Source organism: Micromonospora sp. HB375 (assembly GCF_017872985.1).
Lineage (GTDB): Bacteria > Actinomycetota > Actinomycetes > Mycobacteriales > Micromonosporaceae > Micromonospora > Micromonospora chalcea.
In genome coordinates, this window is record NZ_JAGGJO010000001.1 from 3,991,735 (window position 1) to 4,006,835 (window position 15,101).

Annotated in this window: 17 protein-coding genes; 9 read left to right on the forward strand and 8 right to left on the reverse strand. The window is 73.7% G+C overall.

The window, feature by feature from the left end:
• The first annotated feature begins 33 nt into the window (after positions 1-33).
• The 4 genes from J3R08_RS18355 to J3R08_RS18370 all read left to right on the forward strand — a co-directional run bounded on the left by J3R08_RS18355 (position 34) and on the right by J3R08_RS18370 (position 3,571).
• Positions 34-450: a MarR family winged helix-turn-helix transcriptional regulator gene (locus J3R08_RS18355; protein WP_064445713.1), complete on the forward strand. Its 417-nt coding sequence runs from the start codon at positions 34-36 to the stop codon at positions 448-450.
• A gap of 74 nt (positions 451-524) precedes the next feature.
• Entirely contained in the window at positions 525-893 is a 369-nt protein-coding gene (locus J3R08_RS18360) for an SCP2 sterol-binding domain-containing protein (RefSeq protein WP_187693205.1), read from the forward strand.
• Entirely contained in the window at positions 886-2,973 is a 2,088-nt protein-coding gene (locus tag J3R08_RS18365; protein ID WP_209962205.1) for an amylo-alpha-1,6-glucosidase, read from the forward strand. Before J3R08_RS18360 ends, J3R08_RS18365 begins: the two co-directional genes overlap by 8 nt.
• Positions 2,974-2,983: 10 nt before the next feature.
• A complete protein-coding gene (locus J3R08_RS18370; protein WP_043323509.1) occupies positions 2,984-3,571 on the forward strand; it encodes a cysteine hydrolase family protein in 588 nt (195 codons plus the stop codon).
• Positions 3,572-3,587: 16 nt separating this feature from the next.
• Here J3R08_RS18370 and J3R08_RS18375 read toward each other — a convergent pair whose 3' ends face one another.
• The 8 genes from J3R08_RS18375 to J3R08_RS18410 form a co-directional block, all read right to left on the reverse strand.
• A complete protein-coding gene (locus J3R08_RS18375) occupies positions 3,588-4,214 on the reverse strand; it encodes a TetR/AcrR family transcriptional regulator (protein WP_064445710.1) in 627 nt (208 codons plus the stop codon).
• Positions 4,215-4,303: 89 nt separating this feature from the next.
• Complete coding sequence (locus J3R08_RS18380) at positions 4,304-5,575, reverse strand: ABC transporter substrate-binding protein (RefSeq protein WP_209962208.1); 1,272 nt, start codon at positions 5,573-5,575, stop codon at positions 4,304-4,306.
• A gap of 52 nt (positions 5,576-5,627) precedes the next feature.
• The gene (locus tag J3R08_RS18385) at positions 5,628-6,773 is read right to left on the reverse strand and encodes a branched-chain amino acid ABC transporter permease (RefSeq protein WP_209962209.1); all 1,146 of its coding nucleotides are present in this window, start codon (positions 6,771-6,773) and stop codon (positions 5,628-5,630) included.
• Positions 6,770-7,648: a branched-chain amino acid ABC transporter permease gene (locus J3R08_RS18390; RefSeq protein ID WP_209962211.1), complete on the reverse strand. Its 879-nt coding sequence runs from the start codon at positions 7,646-7,648 to the stop codon at positions 6,770-6,772. The genes J3R08_RS18385 and J3R08_RS18390 overlap by 4 nt, the downstream gene beginning before the upstream one ends.
• Positions 7,649-7,661: 13 nt before the next feature.
• Positions 7,662-8,378: an ABC transporter ATP-binding protein gene (locus J3R08_RS18395; protein ID WP_043323500.1), complete on the reverse strand. Its 717-nt coding sequence runs from the start codon at positions 8,376-8,378 to the stop codon at positions 7,662-7,664.
• Entirely contained in the window at positions 8,375-9,187 is an 813-nt protein-coding gene (locus J3R08_RS18400) for an ABC transporter ATP-binding protein (RefSeq protein ID WP_043330047.1), read from the reverse strand. The genes J3R08_RS18395 and J3R08_RS18400 overlap by 4 nt, the downstream gene beginning before the upstream one ends.
• 140 nt (positions 9,188-9,327) lie before the next feature.
• On the reverse strand, positions 9,328-10,533 hold the full coding sequence (locus J3R08_RS18405) for an RNA polymerase sigma factor (protein WP_166455955.1): 1,206 nt from the start codon (positions 10,531-10,533) through the stop codon (positions 9,328-9,330).
• Complete coding sequence (locus J3R08_RS18410; RefSeq protein WP_064445706.1) at positions 10,530-10,880, reverse strand: YciI family protein; 351 nt, start codon at positions 10,878-10,880, stop codon at positions 10,530-10,532. Before J3R08_RS18410 ends, J3R08_RS18405 begins: the two co-directional genes overlap by 4 nt.
• Here J3R08_RS18410 and J3R08_RS18415 point away from each other — a divergent pair.
• The 5 genes from J3R08_RS18415 to J3R08_RS18435 all read left to right on the forward strand — a co-directional run bounded on the left by J3R08_RS18415 (position 10,872) and on the right by J3R08_RS18435 (position 15,042).
• Positions 10,872-12,326 (forward strand): NAD(P)/FAD-dependent oxidoreductase, encoded by a 1,455-nt coding sequence (locus tag J3R08_RS18415; RefSeq protein WP_209964286.1) that lies wholly within the window; start codon positions 10,872-10,874, stop codon positions 12,324-12,326. The genes J3R08_RS18410 and J3R08_RS18415 overlap by 9 nt on opposite strands.
• Positions 12,327-12,452: 126 nt before the next feature.
• Positions 12,453-13,199, forward strand: coding sequence for a lysozyme (locus tag J3R08_RS18420; RefSeq protein ID WP_064445705.1), 747 nt, complete (start codon positions 12,453-12,455; stop codon positions 13,197-13,199).
• A gap of 73 nt (positions 13,200-13,272) precedes the next feature.
• Positions 13,273-13,947, forward strand: a complete 675-nt coding sequence (locus J3R08_RS18425) for a peptidoglycan recognition family protein (RefSeq protein ID WP_069088508.1) — start codon at positions 13,273-13,275, stop codon at positions 13,945-13,947.
• 91 nt (positions 13,948-14,038) lie between these two features.
• Positions 14,039-14,404: a helix-turn-helix transcriptional regulator gene (locus J3R08_RS18430; RefSeq protein WP_064445703.1), complete on the forward strand. Its 366-nt coding sequence runs from the start codon at positions 14,039-14,041 to the stop codon at positions 14,402-14,404.
• Positions 14,401-15,042, forward strand: a complete 642-nt coding sequence (locus J3R08_RS18435; protein ID WP_209962214.1) for an SRPBCC family protein — start codon at positions 14,401-14,403, stop codon at positions 15,040-15,042. Before J3R08_RS18430 ends, J3R08_RS18435 begins: the two co-directional genes overlap by 4 nt.
• Positions 15,043-15,101 lie beyond the last annotated feature (59 nt).

Sequence of the window (15,101 nt, forward strand, 5' to 3'; positions counted from 1 at the left end):
GGAACAACACGAAAGCCTGTTACCGTATTCCCCGTGGACGGCAGCGACGAGAGCCTGGCCGAGACGTTCTGGGCGGTGACCCGCCGGCTGCGGCACCAGACCAAGCGCGCGCTTGCGCCGTGGGAGATCAGCCCCGGGCAGGCGCGGGCGCTGGGCGTGCTGATGCGTCACGGCGCGCTGCGTCCCGGCGCGCTCGCCGAGCACCTGCGCATCGCGCCGCGATCGGCCACCGAGGTGATCGACGGGTTGCAGGAGCGCGGGCTGGTCGAACGCCGGCCCGACCCGGCCGACCGGCGGGCCACGCTGGTCGCGCCCACCGCCGAGGGCGAGCGGGTGGGCGCCGCGATCCGGCAGGCGCGGGCCACCGAGGCGGAACGGTTCTTCGGCGCGCTCTCGCCGGACGACCGGGACGAGCTGACCCGCATCCTGCGCCGCCTGCGCGAGGACTAGATCAGCGGTTTCACCCGATCCGGGTGAGGCGACAGGCCCCGTGGCGGGGAATAGCGCCATCGGGAGGAGGGCCGATGGTCGACGCCACCGAAGAGTTCTTCCGGAGCCTGGGGCAGCGCCGGCAGCGCGGGCTGACCGCGCTCCACGAGGGCAGCGTCCGGTTCGACATCGCCGGTGACGGGTCGGTCGACCACTGGCTGGTCTCCATCGCCCGGGGCGAGGTCACCGCGGCACGGCAGGCCACCGGCGGGGACGCGGTCGTCCGGGCGGACCGGGCCGTCTTCGACCGGATCGCCCGGGGCGAGGCGTACTTCCTGACCACCGTCCTGCGCGGCGAGGCCGAGGTGGAGGGCAGCCCCCGGCTGTTCGCGACCGTACGCCGGCTGTTCCCCTCCCCGCCCGGCTCGCGCCCGGAAGGACACCGGGGAGACGAGCATGGGTGACGACCACGTCGGCATCTTCGACGGGACGATCTTCCTGGTCTGCGACCGGGCCGGCGACATCGTCCCGGCGGCCGACGGCACCCACGGCCTGTTCGCCCACGACACCCGCCTGCTGTCCCGGTGGCAGCTCACCATCGACGGCGAGCGGCTCAGCACGCTGTCCATCGACGACATCCAGTACTTCGAGAACCGGTTCTACCTGGTCCCGGGCGCGCAGGACGTCTACGTCAACAGCACGCTCGAGGTGCGCCGCACCCACAGGCTGAACAGCGGACTCCACGAGGAACTGGTCCTGGTCAACAACGACCGGCGAGCCGTCGACCTGACCGTACGGATCGAGGTGGACGCGGACTTCGCGGACCTCTTCGCGGTCAAGGAGGGCACGACGAACCGGGAGGGGCGGCACTACCGGCGGGTCGACGGCCCGCGACTCGTCCTGGGCTACCAGCGCGAACGCTACCGCCGCGAGACGATCGTGTCGGCGACGGCTCCGGCGGAGGTGGACGAGAACGGCCTGACGCTGCGCGTGCACATCGAACCGCACGGCCGGTGGCAGACCCGGCTGACCGCCGAGCCGGACCTCCCCCTGCCCCGCGGGCTGGAACGGCTCAGCCTGCCCGGACGGGTCGAGGGCAACGCCCGGGACAAGCCCGCCGAGCTACGGGAGTGGCTGGACCGGGCGCCGCGACTGGAGACCAGCTGGGGGCCGTTGCAGAACACCTACCGGCAGAGCCTCATCGACCTGGCCGCGCTGCGGTTCAGCCCGTTCCTCGCCGAGACCGGGTGCGTGCTGGCCGCCGGGCTGCCCTGGTTCATGAGCCTGTTCGGCCGCGACAGCATCCTCACCAGCCTCCAGGCGCTGCCGTTCGCACCGGAACTCGCCGCCACCACGCTCACCGTGCTCGCCTTCCGCCAGGGCAGCCGGATCGACGACTTCCGGGAGGAGGAGCCGGGCCGGATCCTGCACGAGATGCGCTACGGCGAGCTGACCGTCTTCGACGAGACGCCGCACAGCCCCTACTTCGGCAGCGCGGACGCCACTCCCCTGTTCCTCGTGCTGCTCGACGAGTACGAGCGGTGGACCGGCGACGCCGCCCTCGTGCGCGCGGTGGAGCAGGAGGCGCGGGCGGCCGTCGACTGGATCGACCACTACGCCGACCGGGCCGGCAACGGCTACGTCTCCTACGAGCGGCGCAACCCGGTGAACGGCCTGGAGAACCAGTGCTGGAAGGACTCCTGGGACAGCATCTCCTACCGCGACGGCCGGCTGCCGGGCTTCCCGCGCGCCACCTGCGAACTCCAGGGGTACGCGTACGACGCGAAGGTGCGCACCGCCCGGCTGGCCCGCGAGATCTGGCACGACGCGGCGTACGCGGACCGGCTGGAGCGGGACGCCGCCGACCTCAAGCGCCGCTTCAACCACGACTTCTGGATCGACGACGGCGAGTACATGGCGCTGGCGCTGGACGGCGACGGCAGCAAGGTGGACGCCCTGTCGTCGAACATCGGCCACCTGCTGTGGAGCGGCATCGTCGAGGAGCCGAAGGCCGAGGCCCTGGTGCGGCACCTGATGTCACCGGCGATGTTCAGCGGCTGGGGTGTCCGCACGCTGGCCGAGGGCGAGGCGCGCTACAACCCGGTGGGCTACCACGTCGGGACCATCTGGCCGTTCGACAACTCGTTCATCGCCTGGGGACTGCGGCGCTACGGGTACGCCGAGGAGGCGGCCCGCGTCGCGGCCGGCATCCTGGACGCGGCGGCCTTCTACGACGGCCGGCTGCCGGAGGCGTTCGCCGGGCACAACCGGTCCGAGACCCGCTACCCGATCCGGTATCCGACCGCGTGCAGCCCGCAGGCGTGGTCGGCCGGAGCGCCGCTGCTGCTCCTGCGGACGATGCTCGGCCTGCGGCCGGTCGGCGACGATCTCGTGGCCCGGCCGGCTCTGCCTGCTAGCCTCGACTACGTGGCGTTGCTCGACATCCCCGGTCGTTGGGGGCGGCTGGACGCCTTCGGCAGGAGCACCGCCGCCGGCGGCCTGAGCCGTTACGAGCTGGCGCCACAGCAGCTCTCCGCACCGTGACGGGATCGACATGCAGCGCATCGACTGGGAGCACACCGCGGTCGTGGGCGTCCACTGGCAACCCGAGGTGGTCAGCCCGGACGGCGTCTTCGGCCCGTTCTTCGCCGACCAGGTGGCCCGGCACGGCGTGGCGGCGAACGCGGCACGGGTCGCCGCCGCCGCGCGGGCAGCGGGCGGCCTCGTGGTCTTCACCCGGGTCGCCTACCGGCCCGGCTACCCGGACCTGATCACCAACACCCCGAGCTTCGCGATGATCGCCGAACGCGGGGCGTTCCTGGAGGGCGACCCGAAGACCCGCATCGTCGACGAGGTCGGGCGACAGCCCGGCGACGTCGTGGTCACCGGCACCCGGCTCGGTGGATTCTCCGGCACCGAACTGGACCTGATCCTGCGCGGCCGGGGCGTGCGGACCGTGGTGTTCACCGGCGTCGCGACGAACCTGGCCGTCGCCGCCACCGCCTACCAGGCGGTCGACAACGGGTACCGCATCGTCACCGTCTCCGACGCGTGCACGGCGGCCACCGACGAGCTGCACGAGGCGTACCTGAGCACGCTGGGCCAGCTCGGCGAGATCGCCACCACCGGCGAGATCGCCTGACCGGCCGCCGGGGCGCTCAGCGCAGGCCGGCGGCGATCGCGTCGACCAGCAGCGCGCCGAGCATCCGGGCCATCACCGCGCGGGCGGCGTCCACGTCGAGACCCATCGAGTCGCGCATCATCGACCAGGACGACCAGGTGCCGGCCACCGTCAGCGCGTCCAGCAACTGCGCGCGGCCCGGACCGGCGTGCGCCAGCTCCGGGGCGAACACCGCCTCGATCTCGTGCCGGACCCGGGCGACCGCCGCCTCCCGATTGCGGCGCAACTGCGGGGAGAACGGCTCCCGCAGCGCCGACGCGCGGGCCGAGGGCGCCAGCACCTCCAGCAGCCGGGCGCGCTGGTCGCAGAACGCGGCGATCCGGGCGGTCAGCGGCAGTTCCGGCGACACCGGCCGCCAGAGCGCGGCCTGCCGCTCGCCGACCCGCCGCCCGGTCGCCGCGAACAGCGTCTCCATGTCCTTGAAGTTGGTCCAGAGCGTGCGCAGCGACACCCCGGCCCGCTCGGCGATCCGTTCCCCGGTGGGGCGCAGGTCACCGGAGTCGATCAGGGCCAGGTGCGCCTCCACGATCGCGGCCCGGGTCCGCTCGGCTCGCGCCGCCCGGCCGTCCACCCGCTCCGGCGGGTCGGCCTCCACCTCGATCATGGGTACGGATCTCCTGTTGCTCGGGTACCGGCGGCAACTCTACGTGCGTGCCGCCGGGCGACCGGCACCCGGCCGCCCGGCGGGACGCCTCAGGCGGTCGGCACCGCGTCGGCGGGCGGGTTCGTCGGCGGCTCGGTGAACTCGGTGACCGCGCCGTCGCCGTCGTCCGTGGTGTACGCGGGACCGAAGTACTCCTGCACGCCGTTGCTCACCTTGGTGAGCCGGACGCCGCCGTAGCCGGCGTGCACGCCGTCGGCGTACCGGAAGGGGACCAGGCCGGGCCCGCGGAAGCCGCCCTTGCGCACGGCCTCGACCAGCTTCTCCCGGGTGGGGTCCGGACCGGCGGCGAGCATCGCCTGGACGAACGTGTACGCCATCGAGTAGCCGTAGATGGCGTTGCCGTCGACCGGGTTGCCCGCGTTGTACTTCTGGTGGATCTTGGTGAACTCCTGGATCCACGGGTTCGCGGTGTCGGCCACGTTCGGCAGGTAGTTGTCGGCCACCATGCCCTCGAGGATCACCTTCTTGTCGCCGAGCTGGGCGGCCAGCGTGGTGTAGTCGGCGCCCACGTTGGACACCACCCACTGCGCCTTGAATCCCTGCCCGGCGGCCTGGCCCATGGCCAGCGCGGTGAAGCCCGGGATGGTCGCCGAGATGACCACCTGGCAGCCGGCCGCGCGCAGCGCCCCGATCGCCGGGCCGACCTGCTGGTTGGTGGTGGTGTACGTCTGCTTCGCCGCGACCGGGCCGAGGACCTGCTCGACGCCGACCAGCGAGTCCCGCCCGAAGTCGTCGTTCTGCCCGAAGTGGCAGACCTTCGCGCCGGGGAACTCCCGCTTGACGTAGCTGGCCAGGATCTTGCCCTCGACCGTGTAGTCGGGCTGCCAGCCGAACGTCGTCGGGTACTTGTCCGGCTCGTTCCAGTTGCGGCTGCCGGAGGCGACGAACAGGTCCGGCACCTTCTGCGTCTTGACGAACTCCAGCACATTGGTGTGCGTGGGCGTGCCGAGGCCGCCGAGCAGTGCGAAGACCTTGTCGTCGAGCACCAGCTTGCGGACCACGTTCTCGGTGTTGGCGGGGTTGTAGCCGTCGTCCACGACCTTGTAGACGATCTTCCGGCCGTGCACGCCGCCCTTGGCGTTGACGTGCTCGAAGTACGCCTTGGTGGCGGCGGAGATCTTCGAGTAGCCGGGCGCGGCCGGTCCGGTGAGCGGTTGGTGGGTGCCGATGACGACCTCGGAGTCGCTGACGCCGGGAACGTTCTCGGCGGCCTGCTTCTCGTCGTCGGCGCAGGCCGGCAGCGCGGCCAGCAGGGCCAGGCCGGCGGCGGCCGCGAGAACGCGGCGGGTGGTGGTGCGCATGGTTCTCCATTCCGGTGCGACGGTGCGAACGGTGTGGGTGGAACCGGTGAGGTCAGCGGTCCGGCGGCCGGGGGGTGGCGGGACGGCGGCGGACGGCTCCGCGCAGGCGGGCGGTGAGGGCACGCACGCCGCCCTGCAGGCCGCCCGGGGCGGCGAGCATGACGACGATGAGGACCAGGCCGAACACGGCCAGCGCGAGGTTGCCCTCCAGCCGCTGGGCCAGCCCGGCGGAGAGGCTGAGGTGTTCGGTGAGCAGGCCGGGCAGGTCCTGGAGCGCGACCAGCAGCACCGCGCCCCAGACCGCGCCGGCCAGGCTGCCCAGCCCGCCGATGACGATCGCCATGAGCAGGAACAGCGACAGGTCCAGCGGGAACTTGCCGGGCGCGACGGTGGCGGTGAGTATGGCGTACACGCCGCCGCCCAGCCCGGCGCAGGCGGCGCTGACCACGAACGCGAGCACCTGCGTACGGGCCACCGGGATGCCGGCGAGCCGGGCCGCGACCTCGTCGTCGCGGACCGCCCGCAGCGACCGGCCGAAACGGCTGCGCACCAGGTTGGCCAGCAGCAGCATGGTGAGCAGCGCGGCGGCCAGCGCGATCCAGGCCAGCCAGCGCTCGGGCTGGAAGTAGGCGCCGAGCGCGGCCGGTGGCGTCTGCGCCGGGAACGACAGCCCCTGCTCGCCGTTGAACACGCCGGTGAAGATCGTGGTGACCGCCGGGACGAGCGTCGCCACGGCGAGGGTCACGCCGGCCAGGTAGGGGCCGCGCAGCCGGGCCGCGGCCAGCCCGACGACGAGTCCGCCGAGCGCGGTCACCGCGACCCCCGCGAGCAGCGACGCCGGCAGCGTCCACCACCCGCGTACGGCCCGCTCGTCGAGGGCCTGCTGGGTCAGCGCCACGGTGTACGCGCCGGTGGCCATCAGCGCGCCGTGCCCGAGCGAGAGCTGGCCGTTGAGCCCGACCAGCACGGTGTGCCCGGCGGTGACGCAGAGGAACGCGCAGACGCGCGCCACCTGGAGGTTCTGGTACCGCGCGAGCTGGTTGGTGACCAGCACGACGAGCGTGCCGGCGAACACGGCCACGGCCAGGTGGCGCAGCAGCGTGGAGCCGCGCGGATCGCGTCCGGCCGGCGCGCCGGGCAGCAGCCGGCGCAGCGGGGACGCCGTGGCGGGCGCGGTCTCGGTCGGGGTGGTCGTCACACGTGCCTCGCTCTCGCCGCGGAGAAGAGCCCGCCGGGGCGGACCAGCAGGACGGCCAGCAGCAGCACCAGGACGGCCAGCGGGGTGGTGTCCGGTCCGAGGTAGCCGGTGACGTAGGACAGGATCAGCCCGACCAGCAGGCCGCCGACGACAGCGCCGACCGGGCTGTCCAGGCCGCCGACCACGGCGGCGGTGAACGCGATCACGAAGACCAGGTCCATGGCGTGCGAGTGCAGGCCGAGTCCGGTGGGGACGACGAGCATCCCGGCCAGCGCGCCGACGGCGGCGGCGAGCGCCCAGCCGAGCGTGAGCATCCGGCCGACGCTGACGCCGAGCAGCCGGGACACCTCGGGCGCGAACGCGGCGGCCCGCATCCGCAATCCGATCGGGGTGCGGGTGAACAGCACCGCGAGCAGCGCCACCACCGTCAGCGCCGCGCCGAGCACCCAGAGGTCGTACGGGGACAGCGCGGCCACCCCGCCGATGGTGAGCGCGTCGGTGTCGAACGGCGCCGGGGCGGGACGGTACTCGTTGCCGAAGATCATGCCGAGCACCGCCTGGATGACGAGCACCAGGCCGAGCGCGACGATCACCTGGTTGAGCGGCCCGCCGGGCCCGGCGAAGCGCATCAGCACCCGCTCCACCAGCGCGCCCAGGGCCAGTCCGGACAGGATCGCGGCGGCCAGGCCGAGCCAGTACGAGCCGGTGGCGGAGACGACCGCGTAGCCGACGTAGGCGGTGGCCACCGCCATCGCACCCTGGGCGAAGTTGACCACCCGGGCGGCCCGCCAGATGAGCACCAGCGCGAGCGCGAACGCCGCGTAGACCGCCCCGGCGGCGAGCCCGTCGAAGGTGAGGAACCAGAACCGCTCCATCCGCGACCCCTTCCTAGAATCCGAGGTACGCGTGCCGGAGCTGGTCGTCGTCGCGCAGCCGGGCGGCCGGCGCGGCGGTCACCACGCGACCGAGCGACATGACGATGCCCTGGTCGGCGACGGAGAGCGCGGAGCGCACGTTCTGCTCGACCAGCAGCACGGTGAGCCCCCGTTCGTCGCGCAGCCGCCGCAGCAGCGCCATGATCTGCGCGGTGACCTTGGGCGCCAGCCCGAGCGACGGCTCGTCGAGCAGCAGCAGCCGGGGCCGGGCGATCAGCGCGCGGCCGATCGCGAGCATCTGCCGTTCGCCGCCGGAGAGCTGGTGTCCGGCGTGGTCGCGGCGGCGGGCCAGCGCCGGGAACAGCTCGTACACCTCGTCCTGCGCGCGCCGGGCGTCGGCCCGGTCACGCCGCCACAGCCCGCCCAGGCGCAGGTTCTCGGCCACGGTCAGCTCGGTCACCACGCCGCGCCCCTCCGGCACGTGCGCCAGCCCGCGCCGGACCAGGTGTTCCACCCGGACGCCGCGCAGGTCCTCGCCCGCGTACCGGATCCGGCCGCCGGTGGGCCGCAGCAGGCCCGAGAGGGTACGCAGCAGCGTGGTCTTGCCCGCGCCGTTGGCGCCGAGCACGGCGGTGACGGTGCCGGCCGGGACGGTGAACGCGACGTCGCGCAGCACCGGCACCGGGCCGTAGCCGCTGCTGAGCGCCTCCACCTCCAGCACGGCGGTCACGGCGTGCTCCCCTCGACCGGCACGTCGGCGCCCAGGTACGCCTCGGTGACCCTCGGGTCGTCGCGGATGCTCTCCGGCGCCCCGGCGGCGATCACCTTGCCGAAGTCGAGCACCACGAGGTCGTGGCAGACGGACATGACCAGGTCCATGTGGTGCTCGACGAGCAGCACGGCGCAGCCGTCGGCCCGGTCGGGCAGCGCGCGGACCAGGTCGGCCAGCTCCGCCACGTCGTCGGCGCCGAGACCGCCGGCCGGCTCGTCGAGCAGCAGCAGCCGGGGGCGGGCGATCAGCGCGCGGGCCAGCGCGACCCGCTTGCGTACCGCATAGGGCAGGGTGCCCGGCGCGGCGTCGGCGTGCTTGTCGATGCCCAGCTCGGCGAGCAGGTCCAGGGCCTGGGCGCGCAGCCGGCGCTCGTCGTTGTCGCTGCGCGGCAGGCCGAACAGCGCGGCGGCGAAACCGGCGCGGGCGGTGTGGCTCGCGCCGGCCACCACGTTCTCCAGCACGGTCAGCCCGGCGAACAGGCCGACGCCCTGCAGCGTACGGGCGATGCCGAGCCGGGTGAGGGCGTGCGGGCGGGGCCGGAACGGCCGGCCGTCGAGCGTGAGCGAGCCCTCAGTGGGTCGGACGAAGCCGCAGACCACGTTGAACAGCGTGGTCTTGCCGGCGCCGTTGGGCCCGATCACGCCGACGACCCGGCCGGGCGGTACGCGCAGCGAGACGTCGTCGAGGGCGACCAGGCCGCCGAAGCGTACGCCGACGTGGTGCAGCGCCAGACCCTGATCGTCGGCGGGGGTGGCCGGTGGGCTCATCGTCACCTCGTGCCGGTCGACGGAGCGCGGAAAAACTAATTACACCGGGAGTGTACTTTTCTCTGCCGCCGCGTCAATGCCCAGACGATCACGGTTCATTTCCCGGGGTTATCGGCCTCCAACGTGCACTGTAGGTGTGATCATCCCGCCATCCGGTCGCGGGCGCGGCGCAGGAACGTCTGCTCCGCCGCGTTGCCGGTGCCGGCGATCGCCGCGTCGTACGCGATCCGGGCCTGCGCCGGACGGTCGAGGCGGCGCAACAGGTCGGCCCGGATCGCGTGCCACACGTGGTATCCGGTCAGGTCCAGCCGGTCCACTTCGGCCAGAGCGGCCGCCGGTCCGCGTACCTCGGCCAGCGCGACCGCCCGGTTCAGCGCCACCACCGGTCCCGGCGCGACGGCCGCCAACTGGTCGTAGAGCGCGAGGATCTGTCCCCAGTCGGTCGCGGCGGCGGTCGGCGCGTCCGCGTGCACCGCGCCGATCGCGGCCTGGAGCTGGTACGGGCCGGGCCGGCCCCGCCGCAGGCACCGGCGGACCAGATCCTGGCCCTCGGCGATCAGCTCCCGGTCCCACCGGCCACGGTCCTGCTCGGACAGCGACACCGGCGCCCCGTCCGGCCCGGTCCGGGCGTCCCGGCGCGCCTCGGTGAGCAGCATCAGCGCGAGCAGGCCGAGCGCCTCCGGCTCGTCCGGCATCAACGTCACCAGCAGCCGGCCCAGCCGGATCGCCTCGGCGCCCAGCTCGGCACGGCCCAGCCGCTCCCCCGCGCTGGCCGTGTGCCCCTCGTTGAAGATCAGGTAGACCACCGCGAGGACCCCGCGCAGCCGGTCCGGCAGGTCCGCGTCGCGCGGCACCCGGTACGGGATACCGGCGTCGCGGATCTTCGCCTTGGCCCGGACCAGGCGCTGGGCCATCGTCCGCTCCGGCACCAGGAAGGCGCGCGCGATCTCGGCGGTGCTCAGGCCGCCGAGCAGGCGCAGCGTCAACGCCACCCGGGCGGGCGCGGCGAGCGCCGGGTGGCAGCAGGTGAAGATCAGGCGCAGGCGGTCGTCGGGCACGGGCCCCTCCTCGGCGGGCGGGTCTGCGGCGTGCAGCAGGGCGGCCTCGGCGTGCCGGGCAGTCCGGGTGGCCTCGCGGCGCAACCTGTCGATCGCCCGGTTCCGGGCGGTGGTGATGATCCAGCCGGCCGGGCTGGGCGGCGGCCCGTCGGCGGCCCAGCGCGTCACCGCGATCGCGAACGCCTCCTGGACCGCCTCCTCGGCGAGGTCGATGTCGCCGAGGAGACGGACCAGGACGGCTACCGCGCGGCCGTACTCGGCCCGGAAGACCCGTTCGACGTCGGTCATCCCTCGCCCTGGAACGGGCGGACCTCGATCGGCAGCGTGGTCGCCAGCGCGTACCGGCGGCCCCAGTCCAGCGCGGCGTCCAGGTCGGGCGCCCGGATGATGGTGACGCCGCCCAGGTACTCCTTGCCCTCGGCGAACGGCCCGTCGGTGACCAGCACCTCGTCACCGGCCGGGCGCAGCACGGTGGCGGTCTGCGGGTCGTGCAGGCCGTTGCCGAACACCCAGCACCCCGCCTCCCGCAGGTCCCGGCCGATGGCCTCGACCTCGCGCATCACCCCGGCCAGGAACTCCGGGTCCGGGCGTCCCTGGCCGGCCGGCTGGTACATGCTGATCAGGTACTGCTTCATCGGCTTCTCCTCGTCACCGGACGGCCCCGCGCCGCCCCTTCACCCTCCACACGAACGGCTGGCGCCGGTTTCGACACGCCGGGCCGGGTGAATCCGGCCGGGAGCGGGGTACGCCGCCGCGTGCGCCGCCACCGGGTCGTCGTCGTGGGCGCCGGGTTCTCCGGTCTGGCCTGCGCGCTCGCGCTGGACGCGGCGGGCGCGCAGGTGCGGGTGCTGGAGGCCCGGGACCGGGTGGGCGGCCGCACGCTCAGCCGACCGCTACCAGGCGGCGGCTGGCTCGATCTCGGCGCGCAGTGGATCGGCCCCACCCAGGACCGGATGTACGCGCTCGCCGCCGCGTACGGCCTGGCCACGTTCCCCTCCCCCGCGCACGGCGCGGCGACGCTGCTGCTCGGCGCACGCCCGGCCACCGGGGAACCGCCGGGGCTGTCCGCGCTGCTGGGCACGCTCGACGAGATGGCGGCCGGGCTCGACCCGGCCGCGCCGTGGCGGGCGGACGGGGCGGCACTGTGGGACCGGGTCACGTTCGGCGGCTGGCTCGACGCGAGCGGGGCCGACCCGGTCACCGCCGGGTACGCCGGCCGGATGCTCGCCGGTGGCCTGCTGGCCGCCTCGCCGGACGAGGTCTCGCTGCTGCACATGCTGTTCTACCTGCGCAGCGGCGGCGGCACCCGGTCGCTGCTGCGCATGGCCGGTGGCGCCCAGCAGGACCGGATCGCCGGCGGCCCGGCCGCGCTGGCCGAGCGGATGGCCGCCGCGCTGCCTCCCGGGAGCCTGCGCCTGCGCGCCCCGGTGGACGGCGTCGCGCAGGGCCGCGACGGGGTGCGGGTGCGCTGCGGCGGCGAGACGTACCGCGGCGACGCGGTGGTGGTCGCGCTGGCGCCGACGCTGGCCGGGCGCATCCGGTACGACCCGCCGCTGCCGCCGCTGCGCGACGGGCTGACCCAGCGGATGCCGATGGGCGCGGCGCTCAAGGTCCACGCGCTCTATCCGGAGCCGTTCTGGCGGGCCGACGGCCGCTCCGGCGTGTCCAGCACCGACACCGGGCCGCTCACCGAGACGGTGGACAACTCGCTGCCGGACGTACCCGGTGGGATCCTCACCGCGTTCAGCTACGGCGCGCAGGCCCGGGCGCTGCGCCGGCTGCCGGAGGGCGCGCGCCGGGACGCGCTGTGCGAGGCGCTCGCCGCGATCTTCGGCCCGGCCGCCGCGCGCCCCGACGACCTCGTCGAGTACGACTGGTCTGCCGACGAGTGGACGCGCGGCTGCTTCTGCGGCGTCCTGCCGACCGGCGCGTGGTGCGCGTACGGCCCGGAACTGCGCACGCCGGTGGGCCGGGTGCACTGGGCCGGCACGGAGACCGCGACCCGGTGGAGCGGCTACCTGGAGGGCGCGGTGACCGCCGGCGAGCGCGCCGCCGCCGAGGCGCTCGCCCAGCTCGGCTGAGCACCCAATTCAGTGAGATTCTTCGATGCGCTCTATTGAAAAGTTTCTCCGCCCTGTGCACTAATGACGACAGTTCCTTTCGTCATACTCCCGCCGCCGGAGCGCGGCAACCCCCAGGGAGGACAGATGCACAGATCGATCCGATCGGCGCTGCGCGCGGCCGGAGCCGCGCTGCTCGCCACCGTCACCGTCGCCGCCGCGGCCCTGTCCGCAGCGGCACCCGCCTCCGCCGCCCCGGCCGGACTACCCGGCATGGACGTGTCCAGCTACCAGGGCAACGTGAACTGGTCCGGGGCGTGGGCCAACGGCGCCCGGTTCGCCTACGTCAAGGCGACCGAGGGCACGTACTACACCAACCCGTACTTCGCCCAGCAGTACAACGGCTCCTACAACGTCGGGATGATCCGCGGCTCGTACCACTTCGCCCGCCCCGACACCACCAGCGGCGCCGTCCAGGCCAACTACTTCGTCGACCACGGCGGCGGCTGGTCCAAGGACGGGCGGACGCTGCCCGGCGCGCTGGACATCGAGTACAACCCGTACGGCGCGACCTGCTACGGCCTGAGCCAGGCGTCGATGCGCAGCTGGATCGCCTCGTTCGTCAACCAGTACTACGCCCGCACCGGACGGTGGGCCACCATCTACACCACCACCGACTGGTGGAGCACCTGCACCGGCAACACCTCGCAGTTCGCGGCCAACAACCCACTGTGGATCGCCCGCTACGCAAGCAGCGTCGGCACGCTGCCGGCCGGCTGGGGCACGTACTCGTTCTGGCAGTGGTCCTCCTCCGGGGTCTTCCCCGGTGACCAGAACGTGTGGAACGGCTCGCTGGACCGGCTGCGCGTGCTGGCCTGCAACGGACCCTGCTGACCCCGGCCCGGGCGTGGCGGGCGGTGCCGGTCCCGCCACGCCCGGCCGTACCTCACCCCACGAGGAGGCTGCGATGTCTGTTCCCGTCCACCGGAGGACCGTGCTGCGCGGCGCGGTCCTGCTCGGCGCCGCCGCCGGCGTCGGCGCGCTGACCCAGATCGGCTCCGGCCCCGACGCGCGGGCCGCTGCCACCCGGGTCGACCAGCCGACCATCGCCAACTGCGCGACCTGGGGCGCCCGCCCGCCCTCGTCGCCGGTGAGCGTGGTGGCCAGCCGGCCCAACAAGATCATCGTGCACCACACCGCGTTCCCGAACACCACCGACTACAGCCTCGCCCAGGCGTACCGGAACTCCCGCGACATCCAGAACCTGCACATGGACGGCAACGGCTGGCTCGACTCCGGGCAGCACTTCACCAACAGCCGGGGCGGCTACCTGACCGAGGGCCGGCACGGCAGCCTCTACGCGCTGCTGCACGGCCAGACCATGGTGCAGGGCGCGCACTGCGTCGGGCAGAACAGCCAGGCCATCGGCATCGAGAACGACGGCATCTACCTGGATGTGCAGCCGCCGCAGGCGCTCTGGAACAGCCTGGTGACGTTCTGCGCGTTCACCTGCCAGCAGTACGGCATCGCGCCCACCGAGATCTACGGGCACAAGGACTTCAACGACACGCAGTGCCCGGGCCTGCTGCACGACCGCCTGCCGGAGCTGCGCCGTACCGTCGCCGCCCGTCTCGGCGGCTGACCACGGGGGTACGCGGGACGCCCGGGTGCGACGGGCGTCCCGCAGCGCGTCAGTGCTCGCTTATATAAGCCGCGTCTGATACAAAGGTGTCGTGCACGCCTTCGACGTCCTCGGCGACCCGGTCCGCCGCCGGATCCTGGAGCTGCTCGCCGACGGTGAGCAGCCCGCCGGGGCGCTCGGTGAGACCGTGCGGCGCGAGTTCGGCATCAGCCAGCCCGCCGTCTCGCAGCACCTCAAGGTGCTGCGCGAACACGGCTTCACCACGGTGCGCGCCGACGGCACCCGCCGGCTCTACGCCGTGGATCCCGGCCCGCTGCGCGAGATCGACGCGTGGCTGGACGGGTTCCGCCGCTTCTGGACGCCGCCACTGGCCGCGCTCGCCACCGAGCTGGCCCGGGGCCGCCGCGAACGACGGCTGCGCGCAGACGACACCGACGACGAGAGGACCGAACCATGATCGAAGTGACCGGACAGATCAGCGCCGTCGAGCGCCGCATCGGCGACCGCACGCTCCCCGCCGGGCAGGCGCGGGTGCTCACCATCGCCCAGACGTACGACGCGCCCGTGGACGACGTCTTCGACGCCTGCACCAACCCGGAACGGATACCGCGCTGGTTCCTGCCCGTCTCCGGCGACCTGAGCCTCGGCGGCCGCTACCAGCTGGAGGGCAACGCCGGTGGCACCGTCGAACGCTGCGACCCGCCGCACGGCTTCGCCGCCACCTGGGAGTTCGGCGACGAGGTGAGCTGGATCGAGGTGCGGCTGCGCGAGGCCGGCCCCGGGCGTACCCGCTTCGAGCTGGAGCACGTCGCGCACGTCGACGACCAGCGGTGGGCCGAGTACGGCCCGGGCGCGGTCGGCATCGGCTGGGACCTGGCGCTGGTCGGGCTGGCCTCCCACTTCGCGGCCGACGGCACGGGCGTCGACCCGGCCGCCGCAGCCGAGTGGATGGCCTCACCCGAGGGCCTCCGTTTCGTCACCGAGTCCAGCAGGAGCTGGACGGAGGCAAGCATCGAAGCCGGCACCCCGGCCGAGGAGGCACAAGGCGCGGGCGAGCGCGTCACCGCGTTCTACACAGGCGCCCCCACGCCCTGACCCTCCTCTCCCTCCCTCTCCCGCCCTCCCCCGCCTTCTCCTCGTCGATCTTGCGGTTT

What these genes read in the sequence shown, in the direction of transcription:
- J3R08_RS18360 (WP_187693205.1), top strand. Translation starts at nt 525, where the DNA reads ATGGTCGACGCCACCGAAGAGTTCTTCCGGAGCCTGGGGCAGCGCCGG.
- J3R08_RS18365 (WP_209962205.1), top strand. Translation starts at nt 886, where the DNA reads ATGGGTGACGACCACGTCGGCATCTTCGACGGGACGATCTTCCTGGTC.
- J3R08_RS18370 (WP_043323509.1), top strand. Translation starts at nt 2,984, where the DNA reads ATGCAGCGCATCGACTGGGAGCACACCGCGGTCGTGGGCGTCCACTGG.
- J3R08_RS18375 (WP_064445710.1), bottom strand. Translation starts at nt 4,214, where the DNA reads ATGATCGAGGTGGAGGCCGACCCGCCGGAGCGGGTGGACGGCCGGGCG.
- J3R08_RS18380 (WP_209962208.1), bottom strand. Translation starts at nt 5,575, where the DNA reads ATGCGCACCACCACCCGCCGCGTTCTCGCGGCCGCCGCCGGCCTGGCC.
- J3R08_RS18390 (WP_209962211.1), bottom strand. Translation starts at nt 7,648, where the DNA reads ATGGAGCGGTTCTGGTTCCTCACCTTCGACGGGCTCGCCGCCGGGGCG.
- J3R08_RS18400 (WP_043330047.1), bottom strand. Translation starts at nt 9,187, where the DNA reads ATGAGCCCACCGGCCACCCCCGCCGACGATCAGGGTCTGGCGCTGCAC.
- J3R08_RS18405 (WP_166455955.1), bottom strand. Translation starts at nt 10,533, where the DNA reads ATGACCGACGTCGAACGGGTCTTCCGGGCCGAGTACGGCCGCGCGGTA.
- J3R08_RS18410 (WP_064445706.1), bottom strand. Translation starts at nt 10,880, where the DNA reads ATGAAGCAGTACCTGATCAGCATGTACCAGCCGGCCGGCCAGGGACGC.
- J3R08_RS18420 (WP_064445705.1), top strand. Translation starts at nt 12,453, where the DNA reads ATGCACAGATCGATCCGATCGGCGCTGCGCGCGGCCGGAGCCGCGCTG.
- J3R08_RS18425 (WP_069088508.1), top strand. Translation starts at nt 13,273, where the DNA reads ATGTCTGTTCCCGTCCACCGGAGGACCGTGCTGCGCGGCGCGGTCCTG.
- J3R08_RS18435 (WP_209962214.1), top strand. Translation starts at nt 14,401, where the DNA reads ATGATCGAAGTGACCGGACAGATCAGCGCCGTCGAGCGCCGCATCGGC.